The 1,010-nt window shown below is 47.6% G+C and carries 1 protein-coding gene; it reads right to left on the bottom strand.

The genetic code is table 11. The annotated features are described in order from the left end of the window. Positions 1-9 precede the first annotated feature (9 nt). On the bottom strand, positions 10-1,010 hold a 1,001-nt coding region (locus Xsto_RS20740), incomplete at its 5' end, for an IS630 family transposase (RefSeq protein WP_244590482.1).

The following is a 1,010-nucleotide window of genomic DNA, read 5'->3' on the forward strand; positions in this document are numbered from 1 at the left end:
TATACGCAATTAACTTGAAGATGCAGGAATTAAAGTCTGGAAATTATCGGTCAGCCGGGTAGCTAATTCCTGTCCTTTTTCGGGTAAGGTGACATGAAAAAAATGATGAAGGGTTTTACGGAACGTTTTGGTATCCGGGAAATAGACATTGTTTCGTACCTGCTCATTCGCGTACTTCCATAATCGCTCAATCGGGTTGAGGTTAGGGCTGTAAGGTGGCAGATAATGCAACCTGATATTCAGGACTTCAGCAAAAAATTGTACTATTTCAGCACGGTGGTAACCCGCTCCATCCAGAATAATATGAATTCTTTGTGAAAGCGGATACGTTTCCCGGATGGCACCAAAAAACAGGACGACATTTTTCGCGTTAATCGTCGGATAGTCACGGATCACCGTCGCTTCAATCCGTTCCAAATTGAGGGCGCCCATAATGTTGAGGCGGGTTCGGCTGCCGGTGGTTTCGACCACTTTAACCTGCGTCCTTCCACGCTTCATCCAGCCGTAACTTAATTTTGTAGATTGGGTAGGATGCACAGCATCAATAAACAAAATCGGCTCATTTTGCCCACATTTCGCTTTCAGCGCGTTGTAGCGCTCAATAAACTGTTGCTGTTTATCCGTATCGCATTTATGCGGTGTTCCCACCGGCTTCTTGTAGTTGAATCCCTGACGGTGGAGCCATTTTGTCATCCCGGCCACAGAGAACGTGACCTGCCAGCGAGCCGCGACCCAAGCAACAATTTGGGCTGTCGTGTGCATCAAATTTGCCGTCAGATACGCGACTAACTCTGTTGTTTGCTCGGCAGACAGACGGCTTTCAGAGCCCCCATTTTCAGGGCCGAGTTTTTCCTCAGAGAAATAGTCCTTCAGATGGCGACTCACCGTACTTTCATGAATACGCAAAGCCTGAGCAATCATTTGAGCAGTCCAGCCTTCTGAAGCTAAAAGCACGGCTTTGATACGGTCACGGACGCGCCCATCACGAGTCGTATCGTGCATCAATTCAA

Origin of the sequence: Xenorhabdus stockiae (assembly GCF_002632825.1) — a bacterium.
GTDB classification, from domain to species: domain Bacteria; phylum Pseudomonadota; class Gammaproteobacteria; order Enterobacterales; family Enterobacteriaceae; genus Xenorhabdus; species Xenorhabdus stockiae.